The following is a 21,710-nucleotide window of genomic DNA, read 5'->3' as shown; positions in this document are numbered from 1 at the left end:
GACTTGATTTAATAAGGTATGAGGTCTGCTACTTTTTACTAATAGTTTGTTAAACTTTTCCACCCTTTCCTTCCTTCTTAAAAAATGATATGATTGCATTACTAATATTTGAGTTAGTTCGCTCAACCAACTCATAAACACAATATAAACGATTATTTTTTTATTGTCAAGCGCTTTCAGAAGATATATGATAGATAATGAAGGAAGAAGGAGTGGTATTTTTTGATTCATAGCAAATATACGATCCGCGAAAACAACGAAGCTATTATTTTAAATGCTATCATCAGCCAGAAAGAAATTTCCCGCGCTGAATTATCAGTTCTTGCCGGTTTGAATAAGGCTTCCGTATCCGCAATCACCAAAAAACTGCTGGAAGACGAGTTGATCCATGAAGACCGGATCGGCGACGCAGCCAGAATCGGTGGTCGGAAGCCCATCATGCTCACTTTTAATGGAAAAGCTGCGCTTACCCTTTCCTTGGATGTTGCCCCTAACTACATCGAAGGGCTCATCGCCTATATTGACGGAAAGGTCCTTTATGAATCCGAAATCAGAGGCATCAAAGTTTCTTCCGACAATGTCATCGCCTACATCAAGGAAATGGTTGACAAATTGACGCAACACGCTGTGGAAACCCCGCATGGCATCACGGGAGTCTGCGTTGCAATCCACGGACTCGTCAATCAGGAAGAAATTATCTTTACGCCCAACTATACTTTGCAGAGTGATTTGAAGTCTCAATTAGAACAAATTTATCCCTTCTATGTATATTTGGAAAATGAAGCGAATCTGGCGGCACTCGGTGAATATACTTTTGGATCCATTTCGGACAGCGTCGTCAGCCTGAGCATCCATACGGGCATCGGAGCCGGAATCGTCGAAAATGGAAAACTGAGGACAGGGAAAAAAGGCAAAGCCGGTGAAATCGGCCACAGTATCCTCTATCCAGATGGCCGAAAATGCCCTTGCGGCAATGAAGGTTGCCTCGAACAGTATGCTTCCCACCAGGCCATCTACAGCGAATTGGAACAGACGCTTGCGTTGCCGGACATTAATTCGTCCTTGGTGATCGAACGCTACAAAAAAGGCGATCCCGTTATCCAAAAAACCCTGCGGACCAATGCGCATTATTTGAGCATCGCCGTCAATAATCTGGCGGTGATCTACGAGCCCGATCTGGTGGTGATCAACAGTTCCATTTATTCGCAAATCCCTGAGTTGATCAGCATCCTTAAAGGGGACCTCAAAGGTAAATTTTCGTGCGATACGCGTGTCATCAGCAGCTCGCTCAAGCGGAAAGCGACCTTGTTCGGGGGTGTGGCCAAGTCCACACAAAATTTCCTGAACATCCAAAACCTGAAAATGAATACCGAAAACTAAGACAAAACCACCTGCGCTCCCTGCACAGGTGGTTTTGTCTTTGTATTTTGAGTTGTTGTCTCTTTTTAGTAGCCTAATCTTTTCAATTCCGCTTCCAGGCTGTCCGGGACGATCTGTCCGGTCGCCTCGAATTTGGCAATCTGCGCCTCCATCTTATCCACCTGCTCTTGGGCTGCTTGGATGATTTCCTCGGCATGCTCCAACGGAATCACGACGACCCCGTTGCGGTCCCCAACTATGATGTCCCCGGGGCGCACCGACACGCCGCCGCAGGAAATCGGTACATTGACTTCCCCCTTCGCGCCCCTTGTGCTTCTGCCGCAGGTGTTCGCCCGGGCGTAGATTGGGAAGCCGAGTGCTTCATTTTCTTCGATATCGCGGAAGGCACCGTCGATCACGACGCCGGCTAAGCCAATCGCTTTGGCCACGCGGCTGCGGTTATCGCCCCAAACGCCATTGTTGCAGCTGCCTTTCGCATCGATGACGATGATGTCACCCGGTTGCGCTACCTCCAAAGCTTTCGGCACAATCAGGCTGTCGCCGAGCAGTAACTGCAACGTGACGGCAGGCCCGATAATTTTTTGCGTCGTTACCATTGGCTTGATCTGGTAATCCATTGCGCGGAAGACGTCCATCCCGTCGCACAGTTCCGGTACGGTGAATTTGTTCAACCTTTCCAACAGTTCCGGTGTCGGTCTGGGTATGTCCTTGTAGATTCTGAAGCCCATTCTTTGCTTGTTCTCGCTCATGTTCATGCCTCCATTTTTTTGATTTTTCCCAAAAAAGCATACTGTTGACTCAACCATATCAGAATAGACGTTTTTTTGTATATATGCTAGAGACATGAAAACCAAAGGAAAAACACTTTTCCGACAAATCAGACAGACGAAACAAGAATCCGTTGGACCCGTGCGCAATCAGATTGTCGGATTTTAGCTCCTTCTCCGGCGGATGCAGAAGAAGCTGCCCCACTCTGGAGGCAGCTTCTTCGTTCTCTACTTTTTAAACAAGTACTTCCTCTTTCTTGACTGCGTTCATAACGCTGGCGGCTACGATGTCGGCTACGCCCGGAGTGAAGACATCCGGCATGATGTAGTCGACGTTCAGTTCCTCATCGCTGACGATGCTGGCGATGCCGCGCGCTGCGGAAAGCTGCATTTCGATCGTGATGTCTTTGGCACGGGCATCCAAGGCTCCGCGGAAGATTCCCGGGAATGCGAGTACATTGTTGATTTGGTTCGGGAAGTCGCTGCGGCCGGTGCCGACGATATAGGCGCCGCCTGCTTTTGCTTCATCCGGGAAGATTTCCGGTGTCGGGTTCGCCATCGCGAAGATGACCGGTTTTTCGTTCATGGTCGCAATCCATTCCTTCTTCAGGACGCCTGGCGCGGATACGCCGACGAATACGTCCATTCCGACAACTGCATCCTCCAAAGTTCCGGTTCTGAAACTGCGGTTCGTAACTTTTGAGATTTCTACATGGCGTTCGGCCAATTCAGGATCGGTTTCGGAAATGATGCCGGTGCGGTCCACGACCATCAGGTTCTTGATGCCAGCGGAAAGGAACATTTGGCTGATGGCGATCCCTGCAGCACCGCCGCCATTGACGACCACTTGAATCTCATCGATTTTTTTGCCTGTCAGGCGCAAGGAATTGTAAAGGGCAGCCAGAACAATAATCGCGGTCCCGTGTTGGTCATCATGGAAGACCGGAATGTCCAACATCTCTTTCAAGCGGCGTTCGATTTCGAAGCAGCGAGGCGCGCTGATGTCTTCCAGGTTGATCCCGCCGAAAGAAGGTGCGATGGCAGCAACGTGCGAGATGATTTCTTCAACATCCTGCGTATTCAAGGAAATAGGAACGGCATCCACATTCCCGAAGCGTTTGAACAAGGCCGCTTTGCCTTCCATAACCGGAATGGCTGCTTCCGGTCCGATATTGCCCAAGCCCAGGACAGCCGATCCATCCGTTACGACTGCAACAAGATTTTTTTTGGTTGTATAAGTATAGACGGATTCTTTGTTGTTCGCGATTTCCATGCAGACGGCCGCGACGCCCGGTGTATAGGCGATGCTCAGATCTTCCATCGTTTCGATCGGAACTTTTGAGATGACCTCCAATTTACCGCCGAATTTTTTGCTGATAGCCAATGCTTTTTCTTTTACATCTGTCATAGTGAACACTCTCTCTTTCTTCTCGTTTTAGTTTTTTATGTTGTTAGAACAGGAAACGCAGTAAGGATGTCATGGAAATGACGGTGATGGCTCCACCCAAACGTGTGGCTACTTGGGCAAACGGCATCAAGTTCATGCGGTTGGAAGCAGATAGGATGGCGACATCCCCGGTTCCGCCCATGCCGCTTTGGCAAGCCGTTACGATGGCTGCTTCGATCGGGTTCATGTTCATTTTTCCACCGACGAAGAAACCGGTCAGGACTACGGTCAACACGACTGAGATCACAACCACGAAATACTGCCAAGAAAGCATGCCGACGACGTCTTTGAGCGGGATGTACAATAAGCCCAAGCCGACCATCAACGGGAAAGTGAAGTTGCCTGAAACGAATTTGTACAGCTGTTTCGAGCCTTTTTCGACATCTTTAGGCAACAGGCTCAAATATTTGATGGTTGCAGCGATAAGGATCATCAGGACCGGTCCCGGGAAGCCCGTAAGTCTTTCCAAAAGTCCGCCTGCAATGAAGAGTGTGCAGGCCGTCAATACGCCGGCGCCCATCAATTTGATGTCCAGCGGGCTCTTGTCTTCCTGCATGGCATCAGCCATATCGTCGTCGCCGCCGAATTTGATCAATTGGCCCTTGCCGCTTTTCTCCGGATATTTTTCGCCTAGGCGATTCAAAATACCGGAGCAGATGATCGCAAAGAAGTTACCGATGATGGTTGCTGGAATCAATTGTCCAACCAATTCCCCACTCGGGATACCGGTGATGGCGCTGTAGCCTAACGATAACGGCAGGATGCCTTCGCCGATTCCGCCGGCGATGATCGGTGTCACGATGTAGAAGAGCGTATGCTCAAAACCCAATCCCAACAAAGTTCCAACTGAAGTTCCGACGATCAATGCAGCGATCATCGCCACTGCCATCGGAATGATCATCCGAATCAAGCCTTGCACCAGAATCTTGCGGTGCATCCCCAGGATACTTCCGCAGACAAGACAGGCGATGTAGAAATACAGGAAGTTCGCTTCCCTCATCAGCATGTTCGCTGCATCCAGCGTATTTTGGTTGAATACATTCATGAATACCATGATCGATGGCACCATCAGCGACAGGATGGCCGATCCCCCGAAATTTTTCAATCCCGGGATGCTAGCACCGATTCCACCCAGAAGCCAACCCAAACTCAAGATGACTGCGAAACCGCCCAGCATGTTGACGGGCAACTCGCCCAGATAAGCAGAAGCTATTATAATGGCTGACATCACGAGATAAGTCGGCAACGGAATCGCGCCTACCTTCGCATTTTTAAATCTGTCGAAAACCGTCAACTCGGAAATGCCCGGGAGCTGTTCAAGCTCCAATTCTTTTGTCGTGTCTCTCACTTTCCTTCTCCTCCTTTTGATTAACCGCAATTCATAAAGCGCTTTCTTTAACCTGGTTTCATTATGCTACCGCTTACAGATATAAAATAGATTATTTAATTAATTTAAGCGTTATTCAATTAATTAAATTGAGAACGCCTACTTTCCATTTGGTATAATGACTGTGCAATAGGAAAGGAACATGGAAGAATGATCAAACTGAAGCAAAAATGGAAAAATCAGCGCTTATGGGTGAAGTTGACCTTCATGGTACTGATCACGGTGGCACTGACGGTCAGCGTCCTCTACCTCTCGCTGACGAACCGCATCTATGAAGCGACGCAGACGCAGGAAGAAGAACAGCTCCTGTCCATCGCCGAAATCGTGGCCGCGCAGCCGTTGGTGATCCAAACGCTGAGCAACGGCGCCACCAATCCGGAAGTGCAAACCTATGCCAATCAGATAACCGAAACCTATCAGCTGGACTTCGTCGTGGTCATGACGATGGACCGCATCCGCCTCACCCATCCCGATCCGGAAAAGATCAATGCCCCCTTCCAGGGCGGCGATGAAGAGGACGCGCTTTCGGGCCAGGAGACAACTTCGATTGCGCAAGGTACGTTGGGGCAATCGCTGCGCGCCTTCGTCCCTGTCTTCAATGCTGAAAACGTGGAAATCGGCGTCGTCGCGATCGGCATCAAGACAACAACGCTCGCTTCGATCACCAAGAAAACGATGCAGCCCTTCTCTGTTAGTTTCGCGGTCAGCCTGCTGTTCGGAGCTGCCGCCGCGATCTTCACTGCATTCCAGCTGAAAAACCAAATGTACAATCTGGAGCCAATCGAAATAGCCCGATTATTGGAAGAACGCAATGCGATGCTGGAGAACACGAAAGACGCCATCCTCGTCACCGACAAGGACAACCGGGTCGTCCTGTCCAATCTGGAGGCAAAAAAACTGTTCCGGCCTGCAAAGGCGGATGGCACAACTGGGGACGAGTTGGATGAGTCCATCGTCGGCCTTCCGATCCAATCGCTTTTGCCTGTAGCGCAGGACTTGCAGCTGTTGGCCGGGAAAGACAAAACGACTGACCGGATCTATCATCAGGACGGCGTGGACTACTTGCTTTCGACAGCCCCGATCACCGTCGCCAAGAAGGTCATCGGCCAAATCATCCTGATGCGTGATGCCACGGAGCTCTATCTGCTGACGGATCAGCTGTTCAACGCGGCCACCTACACCACCACCCTGCAGACGCAATCGCATGATTTCCTGAACAAGCTGCATGTCATCTACGGCTTGGCGGACTTGGAGGAATATGAGGAATTGAACGACTACTTAGGCAAAATACTCGAACCGGAGCAGGAATTTTCGCACCGCATGATTTTCCTGGTCAAAAATCCGGTCATCGCCGGCTTCCTGATCGGCGAACGCAGCAAATTCACGGAGCAGAACTATCCGTTCATGATTGAAGTCTACCCGGATGTGCCGCCGACCACCGATCATACGGCTGTCCAATGCTGGATCAACATCATCCGTTTCCTGGACCAATTCATTTTGGAAAACCGGTTGGCGGACGATCTGCAGATCCATTTTGGCTTCTGGAACGACCGGTTGGAAACTGTTTATGAATTACAGTTGGAGCCCGCCATGAAAGAGCAGCTGACGGAAGAACTGCATGCGCCGGTCATTTCCCAACTCCTGAAAAGAGTGGACGGGCAACTGGAAATCGAAAGCAATGAGCGCTGGATCAAGATTTCTCTGAAGACTGCGTACCGAAAGGAAGGGAACTGATGGTCTATCACGTTTTGATTGTGGAGGACGATCCGATGGTATTGTCCATCAATCGTCGTTATCTGGAGAAAATACCCGGCTTTATCGTATCCGGGACTTGCGGCAGCTTCGATGAGGCCATCCGTTTGACCAGCAAGCATACCTATGACCTGCTTTTGGTCGACGTCAACATCCAGGGCAAAAGCGGATTGGATCTGATCCGGGCACTGCGGAAAAGGGATTACCCGGCCGAGCTGATCATGATCACGGCGGCCGGCGAACAGGAAGCGATCCGGATCGGCCTGCAGTGCGGCATCGTCGACTACATCCTCAAGCCGTTCCAGTTCAAACGCTTCGAAAAGAGCATCGAAGCTTTCGTGCAGCGCCAGGAGCTGCTGCATTCCCGCAATCCGGTCACACAAAAACAATTGGACCAGCTCCACTCGCTGGATAAGCAACCGGATGAGAAGGACGACGACGCCATCGACAAGGGTCTGACCCCTTCGACGCTGGCCATGATCATGGCTTGCATCGACCAACAGAAAGGCGATTTCACCGTAAACGACATCACCAGTCTGGCGAACCTGTCGCATGTATCGGTCAGGAAATATCTGCGCTATCTGGAGGACAAACAGGTCATTGAAATGAGGCTGGAATACGGAACGGTCGGAAGACCGACCGCGTTTTACCGGAAAAAATAAACGGAACAGCTTGATCGGCACCGACTGGTCGATTTCAGTCGCCAACTCCGGGGAGCAAGTCTTCACCGGAGTTGATGATCAAATTTTATTCGTCATCTCCGATGAGCGGGTCTTCGCCGGAGTTGACGATCAGATTCCGTCCGGCTACTCCGGTGAACAGGCCCTCGCCGGAGGTGACAACCCGGCAGCGGGCACGCCGCAAAAAAAGCAGTAGCGAGGCAAAAAATGCCTCACTGCTGCTATTTTTGTGTCTTATGCAATTTCCGCTTGCCCCTAGCAAGCGAACCAATTAGCTCTTAGAACGACAAGTCTTCCCCGTTGCTGGCGATGACTTGTTTGTACCAGTCGAAGGATTTTTTCTTCGTACGTTTCAGCGTACCATTGCCTTCATTGTCGCGGTCGACGTAGATGAAACCGTAACGTTTCTTCATTTCGCCTGTTCCCGCGCTGACAAGGTCGATACAGCCCCAGCTGGTGTAACCCAACAGATCGACACCATCCAAGTTCACAGCATCCTTCATGGCTTCGATATGCGCCGCCATGTAAGCAATGCGGTAATCATCTGCGACATAGCCGTTTTCGTCCGGCACATCTACAGCTCCCAAACCATTTTCAACGATGAACAATGGTTTTTGGTAGCGATCGTACATCGCGTTCATCGTGATGCGCAGTCCCAAGGGATCGATCTGCCAGCCCCATTCGCTCGCATCTAAATAAGGATTTTTGACGGATTCAAAAATGTTGCCTGCTGTTTTTGCGTTCACTTCAGGATCAGCGGAAGCTACGCGTGAAGAATAGTAGGAGAAGGAAATGAAATCGACTGTGTTTGCTTTCAGGATTTCTTTGTCGCCTTCCTCCATCTGGATTTCGATGCCTTCGCGCTCCAATTTTTTCAGCGCGTAAGCAGGGTATTCGCCACGTGATTGCACGTCGATGAAGAAGTAGTTTTCGCGGTCTTCTTCTTGCGCTTTGAAGACATCTTTAGGATCGCACGTATAAGGATAGTAGTTCCCTGCAGCCAACATGCAGCCCACTTGGTTTTCAGGATCCACTTCATGCGCGATGCGGGTAGCGATTGCGCTGGCAACCAACTCATGGTGCGCAGATTGGAATTTGACTTGCTCTTCGTTTTCGCCTTCTTCGAAGTACAGACCAGCACCCATGAATGGCGCGTGCAGAATCATGTTGATTTCATTAAAAGTCAACCAATATTTAACCAGACCTTTGTAGCGGTTGAAGATGGCGTGGCACAGATTTTCATAGAAGCCGACCATCTTACGGTTGCGCCAGCCACCGTATTCTTTGATCAGGTGCATCGGGCAATCGAAATGCGTGATTGTCACTAATGGCTCGATTCCATATTTATGGCACTCTTTGAACAGGTCTTCGTAGAATTGCAGCCCTTCTTCATTCGGCTCCGTTTCGTCTCCATTTGGGAAGATGCGTGTCCATGCGATCGATAAACGGTAAGTTTTGAAGCCCATTTCGCCGAATAATGCGATGTCTTCTTTATAGCGGTGATACATGTCGATGGCTTCCAATGCAGGATAGAAATGCTCATCGTCAAAATCGAACATTTTCATTTTCCCTGTGATGACGGCTCCTCTGTCCTTGCCGACAGGAACAACGTCAACGTTCGCTAAGCCACGGCCACCTTCGTTGTATCCACCTTCACATTGATTGGCAGCAGTCGCGCCACCCCATAAAAAGTCTTCTCTTAAAGCCATTTGCCATCCTCCTTGATCTTTTATACAGAATAATTGAATGAGCTGTTCATCACTTTCGCTTATGCAAAAGCTTCCAGCAACCGCTACCAATTGATAGGAGCTTCCCGGTATCGGTTACATTAATAATACTAACACTTTTGGGCGAAAAATGTAAATATTGTTAGACAAGGAATCTAATTATTGCGGATTCACAGTCAAAGACGCGGCAAGGTCGTCCGGCTCAGGAAAGCATAGCGTGGTTTTCTCCGGTGAGCACCCCTCTGCCGGAGGAGGAGTTCCAAAAAGATCATCACCTCCGACCACGGCGGCTTCGCCGGAGGACAGATGCCCGCAAGACGTCCAACTCCGGCCAGCATCCGCTCACCGGAGTTGAGCTAGCGGAGTAAAAGCGATATTCCCGAATATTTGGAGCGCATCCACATCCCCAAACAAAAAGGCGCCCCGATGAAGAGCACCTTAGCTGTCTTATCAGTCCGGCGGGCCGATCAGATTCGCAATCATAAACCCCACGATGGCGACCAAAAAGAACAGGCCGATCGGTATCAACAGGAACACCAGAATTGAGCGCTCATGATCCTTCTTTACAGCCAGGATTCCCATCAGCGAAGCCAATATCGCAGCCGTAAAAGCAAGGTAGATCACGCTTCCCAATAAGGGGCTGTTGATGGGATTGGGATATTCTATGCTATTGCCTATCGCTGTAGAAATCTGGTTCGCCGCAAGTCCCAGCACCAGGAAGGCAGCAAACAAGCCCACGGACCATTTGCCTTTGGACGTTTGCGGAAGAAATTGATTCTTCATAATGGTTTCCCCTCTTTTCTGTACCAGAACAGACGCACTTAACAATTGTGTTATCAGATAGTTTCCTCAACTCGATTATACGCCCATCCAAGCGGCTGTACAATTTTTCCAAACTCGCAAAAACCATATCGGATGGCGCGACATGCCATCCGATATGGTTCTCGTGATTATTTTATTGCCGTCTGCAGCTCCGTGTACAGGCTGGCTCCGTTCGTTTCGATAACATCCTTGTACCAGTGGAACGATTTTTTCTTGAAGCGGTCGTAGGTCCCATTGCCGAGGTCGTCGGCGTCCACATAGATGAAGCCGTAGCGTTTCGACATCTGGGAAGTCGAGGCGCTGACGATGTCGATGCAGCCCCATGAAGTGTAGCCCATCAGCTCGACGCCGTCCTTGATGGCCAAGTTCATCTGTTCGAAATGGTCGCGGAAATAAGCGATCCGGTAATCATCTTCGACTGTTCCGTCTGCGGTCAGCACATCGGTCGAGCCGATGCCGTTCTCGACGACGAACAGCGGAATGCGGTACGTGTCATAGAGGTCGATCAGGGAAATGCGCAACCCGACCGGATCGACTTGCCAGCCCCACTCGGAGGTGTTCAGATACGGATTCTTCACGCCGGTCATCAAGTTGCCGCCGACTTTTTCGCGCTGGGCCGCGTTTTTCGACACGACCATCGACATGTAATAGCTGAAGGAAAGGAAGTCGACAGTGTATTCCTTCAACAGCTGCAGATCCTCTTCAGTCCAAGCGATCTGGAAGCCGTTCTCTTCGAAGTAGTTCAATACATGTTTCGGATATTCCCCGAAAATCTGCACATCCGCATAGAAATGGTTGTCGCGGTTAGCTTTTTGCGCCATCAGCACCTCGTCCGGATCGCAAGTCTCCGCATAGGTCATCGTTTTCGTCAGCATCGCGCCCATCTGTGCACCCGGAATGATTTCGCGCAACAGCTTGGTCGCTTCCGCACTGGCCACAAACTGATGATGCAACGCTTGGTAGATGGCTTCTTCGGCGGCTTTTTTGTCGGCGTATTTCTCTTCGATCACACCGACCGTCGTGAACGGGTGGCGGAAGACGCTGTCGATTTCGTTGAAGGACAGCCAGTATTTTACCAGATCCTTGTACTCACGGAAAACCGTCTCGCTGAATTTGGTAAAGAAACCGACGACTTCACGCGAAACCCAGCCGTCGTAGTTTTCCACCAGATAGAGCGGCATTTCATAATGCGAAAGCGTCACGAGTGGCTCGATGTTGTGCGCCCGTAGCGTTTCCAACAAGTCGCGGTAATAGTCCAGGCCTTTTTGGTTCGGCTCTGTTTCGTTTCCGTTAGGGAAAATCCGCGTCCAAGCAATCGAAACGCGCAGCACCTTGAAGCCCATTTCGGCGAACAAAGCAATGTCTTCCTTGTAGCGGTGGAAGAAGTCGATGCCTCTTCTTTTCGGATAATAAACGACATCATCGCTCTCCTTCGCGATGGCGATGTCCTCCAACGACACGTGCCATTGCGATTTGTAGTCCTCGACTGAAATACTTGGTTTGAAACGGGCGACATCGGCTACCGACATGCCCTTTCCGTCCACATTCCAGGCACCTTCCGCCTGGTTGGCGGCGATGGCGCCGCCCCAGAGAAATCCTTCCTGATAGTAACTTTTCATTATGATGTCCCCTTTTCTGTTTTCGTTAGCCTTTGTTTAGATTTTTTCTGCGGCAATGCGGCTTTCAGTTTCGGTTTCCGTTTCCTCTGCCGCAACCGTCGCTTTATTGGTAGCCAAGACGAAAGGTAAGTACATGACAACGCCCAGAGCCAAAATCAGCAACTGCACGATCACACCGTTGATGCCGTAACCCAGGAATGCTCCGGCTCCAATCGGAAGACCGAACGGTACATCGACCGTGTTCGGCTGCAGGAAGCCGATTTGGTTGAAGAACAGCGCAATCGCCGTTCCGATGCTGGAGGCGAATACGAAAGGAATCGCAAAAACCGGGTTCAACACTAACGGCAGACCGAATACTACAGGCTCGCTGATCCCGAACAAACCAGGCATAAAGGATACTTTGGCGACGGCCTTGTGGTCATCACGCTTGGAAGCGATCAGGATGGCAATCAGCAGCGACAACGTCAACCCGGCTCCGCCAGGAACGATGAAGGACATCCAGAATCCCATTGTGACAGGATTCGTTGCAGCTTCACCGGCTTGGACGGCTGCAATGTTGTTGGCCAAAGCAGCGATCAATAACGGATTGCGGATCGGCGAAATGATCAAGCCGCCATGGATACCCACCAACCAGAAGATTTGGCTGACGATGACCAACAGCATGATACCGCCTGGGCTTTGGACCAATCTTTCCAGTGGTGCCTGCAGAATTTTGTAGATGAATTCATTCACGTACATCCCGCTGAAGTTCAGGAACACCTGTGAAGCGATTGCCACGATGATCAGGGTCACAAAAATCGGCAACAGCACGTTGAAGGAAGCGACGATTCCGCCCGGCACGCTCGGCGGCATTTTGATGCGCAACGCATCCACATTGGATAATTTCGTGAACAATTCGACGACCAGGATCGTCAAAATCATACCGATGAACAGGCCGGAAGCGTTCGTGCTCGTTGCCGGCAATCCTTTTACCAGTTGTTGCACGCCATCGACTGTCGTAGTGAAGAACTGCGGAACCACAATGACGTAAGCGATCAGTGCGACCGCGCTTGTGATCAACGGATTCGTATTATTGCTTTTTGCAAGATTTGAAGCCAAAAATAAAGGAATGAGCAGGGACATGATGTCCATCGTTGCGAAATTGATCGTGCTGAATGCCGGTGCCAACGCGGTCAGGAAGCTGAACGGCGCGAACTGGGCAAGTCCGGTCGTCGGGCTGGTCAGCAGTACATTGAACAGCAATGCGAACGAGCCGATGATGATGAAAGGCATGTAGGCGGTGAATGCATCCTTGATGGCGCGGAGATATTTGTTCCCCTCGACCTTTTCTGCGACGACATCGATCCCTGAGCTAAGTTTGTCCATGAAACTCATTAAAATTCCTCCTTCAACTGTTTCGAACTGTCTTGCTATGATCAACCTGTCCTATTCGAACAGGCTTTCTCCGTTTGTTGCGATGACTTCCTGGTACCAATAGAAACTGTCCTTCTTGAGGCGCTTCAGCGAACCGTTGCCTGCATTGTCCTTGTCGACGTAGACGAAGCCGTAGCGTTTCTTCATCTCGCCGGTGCCGGCGCTGACGATGTCGATCGGCCCCCAGTAGGTGTAGCCCATGACCGGAACCCCGTCCTTCACCGCTTCAGCGACTTCGACCAGATGCTTCTTCGTGTAATCGATGCGGTAGTCGTCATGGATCTTGTTGTCATCCGTCACTTCGTCGTTGCTGCCCATACCGTTTTCCACGATGAACAGTGGTTTTTGATAGCGGTCGTAGAGCTCGTTGCAGACATAACGCAAGCCCAGCGGATCGATCTGCCAGCCCCAAGGCGTTTCATCCAGATACGGATTCTTCTCACCGATGATGCCGCCTGTATTTCCCAGAATTTTCATGCCGTCTTTGTAGGTCGTGCTGCGGTAATAGCTGAAACCAAGATAATCGCTCGGATTAGCGGCGATTTCCGCCAGATCGTTTTCGCCCATCTCAAGCTGGATGCCGTAATCCTCAAAAATGCGGTCGGCATACGACGGGTATTTCCCTCTCAGCATCACATCGCTGAAGAACAACGACCGTCTTCGCAACGACATCGCCCCGAAGATGTCCTCCGGTTTGCAGGTGTTCGGGTAGACCGCGCTCAAGGAAAGCATGCAGCCGATCTGCGCTTCCGGCATGATTTCGTGGCAGAGTTTGTTGACCCGGGCGCTGGCGACGAACATATTGTGGGAAGCCTGATAGATGACGCGCAGCTTCTCGTTTTCGTCCGTCTCATCCAAAATCACGGCGCCTGCCGCAAACGGGATCGTGTGCATATTGTTGATTTCGTTGAAGGTCATCCAATAGCTGACTTTGTCCTTGAAGCGTTCGAACACGGTCCGGCAATATTTCTCGAACAGCCCGATCAGCTCACGGCTTTCCCAACCATTGTATTTCTGAACCAAGGCGTAAGGCGTTTCGTAATGCGACAAAGTGACGACTGGCTCCATGCCGCGCTTCAGCATCTCCGCAAATAGGTCATCATAGAACTGCAGCCCTTTTTCGTTCGGTTCCTCTTCCTCGCCTGTCGGAAAGATGCGCGCCCAGGAAATCGATGTCCGGAAAGCCTTGAAGCCCATCTCTTCCATATACTGCAGATCTTCCTGATAACGGTGGTAAAAATCGATTGCTTCATGGCTCGGATAAAACTTATCCGGATCGATTGCCTCATCGGGTTGCGACAGCACCCCGTTCGTCAACACATCAGAGATGGCCAAACCTTTGCCATCCTCCAGATAGGCGCCTTCCGCTTGATTCGCGGCGATCGCCCCTCCCCACAAAAAGCCTTTTGGAAATCTACTCATTTTTTTCCTCCTCTAATCGATTCGTTAATGCTATGATAATCATTAAGAGGACCCGCGTATATACTTTCGGACGCATTTGGAAAGCGGTTACATAATTTGTTTGCATCCTGCCGTTTGCTTGTAACGGCATTACAAGAGTAAAAATTTTGAATGAGGTGATCAGAAGGATGGACTTGCAGACGAAGCTTGCTTCGGAGTCTTTTTCCGGAACGGAAAAGACAGTAGTGGAATATTTCATCAATCATTTTGACAGCGTCGTCGATATGACGACTTTACAAGTGGCCAAGCACACCTTCACATCGAACGCCACTGTCGTCCGGGTCTGCCAGAAGCTCGGTTACAAAGGCTTCAATGATTTCAAACTGAAATACTTGACGGAACAGAAGTCGGACTCCCCGTCAGCCGAAAAATTGGATGCCAACTTCCCGATCCAAAGCGGCGACAAAGTGCAGAAGATCGCGACCAACATCGCATCCTTGAAGGAAGCCGCCATTGAAGAGACCAAGAGCCTGTTGGATTACACCAAGTTGCAGGAGGTCATCGCGCTCTTGGTGGCGGCTGAAACAATCAATGTCTACTGCTCCCATTCGACAATCGCTCATGCCAAAGAGTTCCAATACCATTGCATGCGCATCGGCAAACGCGTGATCGTCGCCAGCGGACCGGGTGAACAGGACTATTACGCCAGCCGTTCTTCCGAGGAGAATGTGGCGATTCTGCTGTCCTACACCGGCGAAACCCATGAGACGATCGGAGATGCCCAGCTGTGCCGCTACGGCGGAACGAAGACGATTTCGATCACGTCATTCGGCCAGAACAGCCTCAGCGAAGCCTGCGACTACAATTTCTTCATCCCGCCTTGGGAAAAGTACTATTCAAAAGTCGGCCAATTCGCTTCCTCCGCCGGCTTCAGCTATATCCTTGATCTTTTTTACAGCGGCCTCTTCGAAAAGGACTACTTGGCCAACTACGAATACTTGCTGGAGCATACCGGCCGGTTGAGTATGGTCCATATCAACAAGAAGATGAACGATATTTAGAGCGCGCCAGTGGTTTTTGTTTTGTTTAATTTTGGGCGTGACTTATACTGAAGGTGTAAAATCGTCTTTGTTTTTTCTTCAAGCATCCAATCCGTTCATTTGTATGGTGGTATTTGGACTAAATAAAGGAGGAACCAAAAATGGGAAAATTTACTAGTTTCGTCAAAGGGCTGGTGATCGGCGGAGGGATTGCCCTGCTGCTGTCGCCAAAGCCTGGGAAGGAAATCCGCAAAGATTTGGCCGACAAAGCCGATGAAGCGTTGGACAAAGTGATGGACTACGCCGATCAAGCCACGGAAACCGCCAAAGAGACTGCGAAAGAGGCAGTCGATCAGGTCAAAGAAAAGGCTCAGGAAACGACCGATACGGTGAAGCAAAAATTCGCCGCGAAAGCCCCTGAAGCGGAGGAAAGATTCGATGCCGAAACGGAAGCGCAAGCGACCGAGTCGGACAAACTTGATCCGATCGAGGAAGCGCTAAAGACATTATGAGCGTAGATGAAGAAGTGACTTTATAGTTCCATGTCATTAACTTAAACAACTTGATAACTGTAAAAGCGAGCCTGCATTCACATTATGCGTTCTCGCTTTTTTGATTATGGGGCTGGGGAGCATTTCATCTGAACGGCGCTTCGTGACTCACAGGGGCAAAACATTATTCCCAACAGCAAACATGTGTTTTTAATCACAAAATTCTAATCATTCCCTTTTTTGATTGCGTTTTCTCTAATGAAAGTTTCACAATTACATTGACACCGTCCTGTGATATCGATAGAATATCAAAGATACATAATAAAATGGTGTGAATTCACTTATTGGAGGATTTGGTATTATATGGATGTTGTATATAATTTTTTGGCCGACTATGTGAATGTTCTCTTATGGGACTACTTTTTGACATATGGCCTGCTTTTTGCCGGATTGTACTTCTCGATCCGCTTCGGGTTCCCGCAAGTTACGCGCATGTGGGAAGCTTTCAAACAAGTTTTCGGTAAATTGTTCAAAAAAGACGCTTCCCAGGAAGGTTCGATGTCTTCCTTCCAAGCCCTTGCGACGGCCATAGCCGCCCAAGTCGGGACTGGAAACGTGGCGGGTGTGGCTACGGCCATCCTCGGCGGCGGACCGGGAGCCATTTTCTGGATGTGGGTGTCCGCATTCCTCGGTATGGGCACGATTTTCAACGAAGCGATCCTCGCTCAGGTCTACCGGATGCGCGACCGCAACAAGGGTGACCTTGTAGGAGGACCGGCGTTCTACCTTTCCAAAGGTGTCGGTTCCAATGCATTGGCTAAATTCTTCTCCGTCTCGCTTATCGTAGCGTTGGGTTTCATCGGTAATATGGTGCAATCGAACTCGATCGCATCGGCAGTGACTACCGCCTTCGCCATTCCGGAATGGGTGACCGGCTTCCTGGTTGCTTTGGCAGCTATCCTGATTTTTGCAGGTGGAATGAAGCGTATTGCATCTTTCGCCGAATTCGTGGTTCCGATCATGGCGCTTGTTTACATCGTTTCCAGTCTCGTTATTTTATTCCTTTTCCGCGATAATGTGGTCCCTGCTCTCAAAATGATTTTTGTCGGAGCCTTTTCACCCCAAGCTGCAATCGGTGGTATCGCCGGTGCTTCCGTAAGAGCCGCAGTCCAAAAAGGTGTGGCGCGCGGTCTGTTCTCGAACGAAGCTGGAATGGGTTCGACACCGCACGCGCATGCTGTGGCGCACGTCGATCACCCGGTACAACAAGGTTTGGCAGCGATGGTTGGTGTCTTCATCGATACCGTCGTCGTCTGTTCCGCTACAGCACTGATCATTTTGGTTACTGAATCCTACATGGATCCAGCGCTGAAAGGTGCACAAGTGACCCAGGCGGCATTCTCGATCGCGTTCGGAGGCAGCGGATCCGTCCTTTTGGCCATCTGTCTGACTTTCTTCGCCTTCACGACGATCATCGGCTGGTACTACTTCGGCGAATCGAACATCAAATACCTGTTCGGAACGAAAGGTGTTCTGCCTTATCAGATTCTGGTGGCAATCTTCATATTCCTGGGCGCCTTGCAGGAAGTCGATATCGTTTGGATGCTTGCCGACACCTTCAATGCTTTAATGGTCATCCCCAACTTGTTCGGTCTCTTCTTCTTGTCCAATCAAGTCAAAGCTGTCTTGGAAGATTACGACCGCTGCAAATTGGAAGGTCGCATCTTCTACGACTACGACGTAAAATGATTTCGAATACTTGATGCCGGTCAAGTCCTTTCCGGCTTATTCCGCTTATACTATAATCATAACAGACACATAGGAGGAATGAATCATGAGCCAAGCCGTTATCCAATTGGGACCCGTCACTTGCCCATCCTGCATCAAGAAAATCGAAGCCGCCGTCAGCAAAATCGAGGGCGTCGAAACCGTCAAAGTGCTGTTCAACTCCAGCAAAGTCAAAGCCGCATTCGACAGCAACAAGACTTCAGGGAACGCCATCAGCGAAACAATCCAAAAATTGGGCTACGAAGTCCAATCGGTCAAAGAATCCTAAATCATTTTAGGGGTCGCCTCAATTTCGAGTCGACCCCTATTTTTTTGCTGTCGGAGATGTCCTGAAACATGGATTCCGGATAGTGATTCATTTTCGCGTAGTATCACTCCCGCAAATTCAATTATTCCTGAATCGAGGGATATTGGTTGCTTTTGAAAAATTAGCATGCTATCATGAAAATACAAATGAAAATAAGTTGTGCGTTGAAGAGAAGAAGTACCTTTCAGGGTCATCAAAGAGAGCCTCAGTCGGTGAGAAGAGGCATGGCTAGTAAAGCGAACATGCGTCTCGGAGCAAGATGATGCGTTAGTGTCATTTCGGTTTGTACCCGATAGCGTACAGAAGTATGGCTGATTTTGCGTACTTCATAAGGCACCATCCGCGAGGGTCGTGCGAACAAGGGTGGATCACGAAGAGCTTTCGTCCCTGTATTCCAAGCATTTGGAGTATAGGGACGAGGGCTTTTTTACGTTCTCGGGATAGTTAAATTAAAGGAGGAATACAAATGGATATCATTTCCATCGTCATTATTTTGGCCGTATTTGTGGCACTGCTTTTCGCACTTTATCGTTTAGGCTCCAAACATGTTAAGTTCTCTAGACGCGTTTTCATCGCGCTGGCTTTAGGGATCGTCTTCGGGGCCGCCATCCAGTTACTTTTTGCTCCTGACAGCACAATCACACTAACCGCCATCGATTGGATCAATATCGTCGGTAACGGTTATGTCCGCTTCCTGCAAATGCTGATCATGCCATTGATTTTCGTTTCGATCGTGGGCGCTTTTACCCGCATCGAAGAAACAAAGAACCTGGGCAAAATCAGCGGATCCGTTCTTGGAACTTTGCTGGGCACAACCGCCATCGCGGCTCTGATTGGGTGGGCATCGGTCATTCTCTTCAATCTTGATGGCGCACAATTCACGCAAGGTACCGCTGAAACTGCAAGAATCGAAGCTTTGACTACCCAACAGACACAAGTCGCTGACTTGACGATTCCTGGTCAAGTGCTCAGCTTCATCCCGACCAACATCTTCCAGGATCTGGCCGGTCTGCGCAGCACGAGTACGATTGCCGTCGTGGTCTTTTCCGCTTTTGTCGGAATCGCTTATATGGGCATCAAGAAAAAACAACCCGACAATGCCGCTCTATTCAAGAAAGGGTTGCAAGTCATCCAATCGATCGTCATGCGCATCGTTACTTTGGTCCTTCGTCTGACTCCATACGGAATCTTGGCCTTGATGACCAAAATGATGGCGACATCCAGTTACCAAGCCATCGTCAACTTAGGACTGTTCGTGGTCGCTTCCTATGCCGCGTTACTGGTCGTCCTGCTGGTGCACAGCTTGATTTTGGCTGGAGTCGGCGTCAATCCGATTACCTACTTCAAAAAAGCTTTCCCGGTATTGAGCTTCGCCTTCACTGCCCGTTCCAGCGCCGGCGCACTGCCGTTGAACGTTGAAACACAAACGAAAGCTTTGGGCGTCGATGATGCTTCCGCCAACTTCGCCGCCAGCTTCGGCTTGTCGATCGGTCAGAACGGTTGCGCGGGCGTCTATCCTGCTATGTTGGCGACCATCGTGGCTCCAACTTTGGGCATCGACGTCACCAGCATCGGTTTTGTATTGACATTGATCTTGGTCGTTACGATCAGTTCCTTCGGGGTTGCCGGTGTCGGCGGCGGTGCTACTTTCGCCGCTTTGATCGTTCTGGGCGCCATGAACTTGCCTGTCACAATCGCCGGACTTGTCATCTCCGTTGAACCGGTCATCGACATGATGCGCACGCTGACAAACGTCAACGACAGCATGCTGGCTGGCGTCGTTTCTTCCCGCAACATCGGGGAATTTGACTCCTCTATCCTGAACGACAACGCAGCCGTTGTTGATGGGGATGCCATCTAGTCTTTTGTATCATCGATAAATAACTAAGATATTACATCTGAATCTATTAGAGATACTAACTAACTAACTCACTATCTATTACCAATATACTGTCCAGAAAATAGTTCATTTCTGGACAGTATATTTTTTTGTGGAAATACATGTCAGACAATCAATTTATAGTTTTCAACTTGATAAACCTTATCCGCTATATTCAGAATACGTTCATCATGTGTTGCAATGATGATCATTTTCCCTTTATGTGCCGCTTCTTTGAAAGTTTCCATGACAAAATCAAAATTTTTCGCATCTAAATTCGTAGTGGGTTCGTCAGCTAAGATAATGGGTGGGTCCAAAATCAGACTTCGGACTATCGCAACCCGTTGCTTTTGACCGCCAGAAATATTCTTTACTTTGCTAGGGAGGATTTCTGTTAAATCAAATTTATCCGACAAATATCTGGCTCTTTCTTTTGCCGCTTCCGTGTCCATAGCTGCATTATAAAATGAAGGCAAAATGATGTTTTCCAGTACACTGTACTCGTCTATTAAAGCGAAGTCCTGCAATATATAGCCTATCGTTTGATTTCTGAATGCACTCATTTGTTCGTCATTTTTTGGAAATATCTCTTGATTTTGATAATAATATCTTCCCGAATCAAAGCTTTTTATTCCAGCGATAATATCAAGAAAAGTGGACTTGCCAATTCCCGATTGGCCCATAAGCAATACTATTTCGCCTGTTGCAGCTTCAAAATCAGCGTTTTGAAAGATTACTTTATCTTTGTATTTTTTTGTAATGTTGTTTAGGCTAAGCATCTAACATCCTCCCCATCTTCTTTTTGATGATCAGATTTGAAAAAATGAGTACGCTACTGTTTAACAAAAGAAGATAAAGATAATCGATAAGCAAAACGTGGAAGCCTGTAGAATAAGCGAAGACCAGGAATACCATAAAAGAGACAATGACCGGAATCATCAGTAGAAGTTTGAAATTATTCGTTATCTTTCTATTTGTCAGCCCCATCACGCGATGTAACCTAATATCCTGTTGAAAAATTTTAAGGCTGGAAGAGATGATCCAATATACAATCAAAAGTCCAAAAGACATAAAGACCAAGGATAAGACCAGGCCAAAAATAAAGTTTCCAAAATAATAATTGAATTCCTCACGGAACTTTTCACTTAAAGAATTTAATCCGATTCGAAAATCTAAAGTTTCAGCAGCTTCTTCCATGTCATTCATGACGGATTTTTCTATATCAAGTACGAGAATATCATTCATAAATGTTGCATCAATAAAATCTTTTCGTATTTCGCTATCCAACATTTCTTTCGTGACAGGTGTTAGGTTCTCTTTGTCCATTCTCGCATTTGGATCAGATAAATAACTTTGTTTACCGCTATAAAGATTCGATTGTCCATCAGAATCAAAAAAGCTATTTTCCAGAAACTGTAAAATACGATCCTGTTCACTTTTTGAATAAGTCTGAATCACATTATTCTCATCTGCTGAAGGCTGATAATGAAGCTCATAAACATCGTCGGTGCTGTTTTCCTTCAAAGAAACCAATATAGGTATTTGTCGTATCAGCTGAGTAGTTTCGTTCCAAAGAAAGAGATTCATTAAAAACGTTGTTAAAAACAGTAATACAAACAGAAAGAACCTTTTTCTCATAATCAAGCTATTTATTTTTTTCATATTATTTTCCTCAACAATGCATACAAAGTGATTATTTTTAGAGCAAGTAAAACAACAGCGATCATACATAAAATTATTGTATGAGCAATATCACTGTTTTTCAACACAGCCCAGGAAAAAATTCCAAATAGAATTACCGCGAGAAATT

19 protein-coding genes are annotated in these 21,710 nt (G+C 48.7%); 9 read left to right on the top strand and 10 right to left on the bottom strand.

What is annotated here, in order from left to right; genetic code table 11:
- The first annotated feature begins 222 nt into the window (after positions 1-222).
- Entirely contained in the window at positions 223-1,380 is a 1,158-nt protein-coding gene (locus tag ACKPCD_RS02980) for an ROK family protein (protein ID WP_321433951.1), read from the top strand.
- Between the two features lie 65 nt (positions 1,381-1,445).
- On the opposite strand, the gene ACKPCD_RS02975 is transcribed toward ACKPCD_RS02980, so the two are convergent.
- The 3 genes from ACKPCD_RS02975 to ACKPCD_RS02965 all read right to left on the bottom strand — a co-directional run bounded on the left by ACKPCD_RS02975 (position 1,446) and on the right by ACKPCD_RS02965 (position 4,897).
- Positions 1,446-2,129, bottom strand: coding sequence for an RraA family protein (locus tag ACKPCD_RS02975; protein WP_177208652.1), 684 nt, complete (start codon positions 2,127-2,129; stop codon positions 1,446-1,448).
- Between the two features lie 253 nt (positions 2,130-2,382).
- Complete coding sequence (locus ACKPCD_RS02970) at positions 2,383-3,555, bottom strand: NAD(P)-dependent malic enzyme (RefSeq protein ID WP_321433950.1); 1,173 nt, start codon at positions 3,553-3,555, stop codon at positions 2,383-2,385.
- A gap of 43 nt (positions 3,556-3,598) precedes the next feature.
- Positions 3,599-4,897, bottom strand: coding sequence for a 2-hydroxycarboxylate transporter family protein (locus tag ACKPCD_RS02965; protein WP_319996420.1), 1,299 nt, complete (start codon positions 4,895-4,897; stop codon positions 3,599-3,601).
- 234 nt (positions 4,898-5,131) lie between these two features.
- Between ACKPCD_RS02965 and ACKPCD_RS02960 the strand changes: the two genes are divergently transcribed.
- From ACKPCD_RS02960 to ACKPCD_RS02950, 3 genes are read left to right on the top strand one after another with little or no spacing between them, the layout of a single operon-like run.
- Positions 5,132-6,715, top strand: coding sequence for a Spo0B domain-containing protein (locus ACKPCD_RS02960; RefSeq protein WP_321433949.1), 1,584 nt, complete (start codon positions 5,132-5,134; stop codon positions 6,713-6,715).
- Entirely contained in the window at positions 6,715-7,395 is a 681-nt protein-coding gene (locus tag ACKPCD_RS02955; RefSeq protein WP_276647293.1) for a response regulator, read from the top strand. The genes ACKPCD_RS02960 and ACKPCD_RS02955 overlap by 1 nt, the downstream gene beginning before the upstream one ends.
- A 10-nt stretch (positions 7,396-7,405) precedes the next feature.
- Positions 7,406-7,609, top strand: coding sequence for a hypothetical protein (locus tag ACKPCD_RS02950; RefSeq protein ID WP_321433948.1), 204 nt, complete (start codon positions 7,406-7,408; stop codon positions 7,607-7,609).
- Positions 7,610-7,691: 82 nt separating this feature from the next.
- Here ACKPCD_RS02950 and ACKPCD_RS02945 read toward each other — a convergent pair whose 3' ends face one another.
- The 5 genes from ACKPCD_RS02945 to ACKPCD_RS02925 all read right to left on the bottom strand — a co-directional run bounded on the left by ACKPCD_RS02945 (position 7,692) and on the right by ACKPCD_RS02925 (position 14,416).
- Positions 7,692-9,122: a 6-phospho-beta-glucosidase gene (locus ACKPCD_RS02945; protein WP_321433947.1), complete on the bottom strand. Its 1,431-nt coding sequence runs from the start codon at positions 9,120-9,122 to the stop codon at positions 7,692-7,694.
- 468 nt (positions 9,123-9,590) lie between these two features.
- Positions 9,591-9,923 (bottom strand): hypothetical protein, encoded by a 333-nt coding sequence (locus ACKPCD_RS02940; protein ID WP_321433946.1) that lies wholly within the window; start codon positions 9,921-9,923, stop codon positions 9,591-9,593.
- A 167-nt stretch (positions 9,924-10,090) separates the two neighbouring features.
- The gene (locus ACKPCD_RS02935; RefSeq protein WP_321434529.1) at positions 10,091-11,584 is read right to left on the bottom strand and encodes a glycoside hydrolase family 1 protein; all 1,494 of its coding nucleotides are present in this window, start codon (positions 11,582-11,584) and stop codon (positions 10,091-10,093) included.
- Positions 11,585-11,617: 33 nt separating this feature from the next.
- Positions 11,618-12,955, bottom strand: coding sequence for a PTS sugar transporter subunit IIC (locus ACKPCD_RS02930; protein WP_321433945.1), 1,338 nt, complete (start codon positions 12,953-12,955; stop codon positions 11,618-11,620).
- Positions 12,956-13,006: 51 nt separating this feature from the next.
- Positions 13,007-14,416 carry a glycoside hydrolase family 1 protein gene (locus ACKPCD_RS02925; protein ID WP_321433944.1) on the bottom strand — a complete coding sequence of 470 codons (1,410 nt, stop codon included), beginning with the start codon at positions 14,414-14,416 and terminating at the stop codon, positions 13,007-13,009.
- A 155-nt stretch (positions 14,417-14,571) separates the two neighbouring features.
- On the opposite strand from ACKPCD_RS02925, the gene ACKPCD_RS02920 reads away from it, so the two are divergent.
- From ACKPCD_RS02920 to ACKPCD_RS02900, 5 genes are all read left to right on the top strand, one after another.
- Positions 14,572-15,456: a MurR/RpiR family transcriptional regulator gene (locus tag ACKPCD_RS02920; RefSeq protein WP_321434528.1), complete on the top strand. Its 885-nt coding sequence runs from the start codon at positions 14,572-14,574 to the stop codon at positions 15,454-15,456.
- Positions 15,457-15,596: 140 nt separating this feature from the next.
- Positions 15,597-15,947: a YtxH domain-containing protein gene (locus ACKPCD_RS02915; RefSeq protein WP_321433943.1), complete on the top strand. Its 351-nt coding sequence runs from the start codon at positions 15,597-15,599 to the stop codon at positions 15,945-15,947.
- Positions 15,948-16,289: 342 nt separating this feature from the next.
- Positions 16,290-17,675 (top strand): alanine/glycine:cation symporter family protein, encoded by a 1,386-nt coding sequence (locus ACKPCD_RS02910; protein ID WP_321433942.1) that lies wholly within the window; start codon positions 16,290-16,292, stop codon positions 17,673-17,675.
- 85 nt (positions 17,676-17,760) lie between these two features.
- Positions 17,761-17,982: a heavy-metal-associated domain-containing protein gene (locus ACKPCD_RS02905; protein WP_276647283.1), complete on the top strand. Its 222-nt coding sequence runs from the start codon at positions 17,761-17,763 to the stop codon at positions 17,980-17,982.
- A 505-nt stretch (positions 17,983-18,487) separates the two neighbouring features.
- Positions 18,488-19,882 carry an L-cystine transporter gene (locus ACKPCD_RS02900; protein WP_321433941.1) on the top strand — a complete coding sequence of 465 codons (1,395 nt, stop codon included), beginning with the start codon at positions 18,488-18,490 and terminating at the stop codon, positions 19,880-19,882.
- A gap of 143 nt (positions 19,883-20,025) precedes the next feature.
- Here ACKPCD_RS02900 and ACKPCD_RS02895 read toward each other — a convergent pair whose 3' ends face one another.
- Positions 20,026-20,679 carry an ABC transporter ATP-binding protein gene (locus ACKPCD_RS02895; protein WP_321433940.1) on the bottom strand — a complete coding sequence of 218 codons (654 nt, stop codon included), beginning with the start codon at positions 20,677-20,679 and terminating at the stop codon, positions 20,026-20,028.
- Entirely contained in the window at positions 20,672-21,562 is an 891-nt protein-coding gene (locus ACKPCD_RS02890; RefSeq protein WP_321433939.1) for a hypothetical protein, read from the bottom strand. Before ACKPCD_RS02890 ends, ACKPCD_RS02895 begins: the two co-directional genes overlap by 8 nt.
- Positions 21,563-21,710 lie beyond the last annotated feature (148 nt).

Origin of the sequence: Trichococcus flocculiformis, assembly GCF_963662535.1 — a bacterium.
In the GTDB taxonomy this organism is placed as follows: Bacteria; Bacillota; Bacilli; order Lactobacillales; family Aerococcaceae; genus Trichococcus; species Trichococcus flocculiformis.
The sequence above is the reverse complement of the archived record's forward strand: the minus strand, read 5'-3'. Positions and strand labels throughout refer to the sequence as shown.